Raw genomic sequence first — 377 nt, forward strand, 5'->3', positions numbered from 1 at the left:
CCCCCGCTGGAAACGTACTGGTTCCCATATTTAATGGTGGTGTCTGTGGCACTGCCACCGTTGGAAACATGCTGCGCCCCGGCCGCGTTAATAGTAGTACTCGTGGCACTGCCGCCGCTGGAGATATGCTGCTGCCCACCATTGTCAATGGTCGTGTTTGTTGCCGTGTCGCCTGCACCCAGATACATTGTACCTCCTTTCCCCAGCGTCTGATTGTCATAGGCTGCAGCCAGTACAGGCTGTGACGGCAGAAGCAGACCGGCAATCAGTCCTGCCAGCGCGGTACGCTTGATTTTCCGGGGCGCAGGCCCCCTTTACGGGTCAGTTCGGAGGTAACGACCCACATCCCTTTGGATTCATTCCAGACAGTGTTATAA

Annotated in this window: 1 pseudogene; it reads right to left on the bottom strand. The window is 56.5% G+C overall.

Annotation, left to right across the window (positions count from 1 at the left end):
- Positions 1 to 377: pseudogene (locus FDX22_RS15300) on the bottom strand (AIDA repeat-containing protein); the annotation flags it as partial.

This window comes from Citrobacter sp. TBCS-14, from assembly GCF_005280805.1.
In the GTDB taxonomy this organism is placed as follows: Bacteria; Pseudomonadota; Gammaproteobacteria; order Enterobacterales; family Enterobacteriaceae; genus Citrobacter; species Citrobacter gillenii.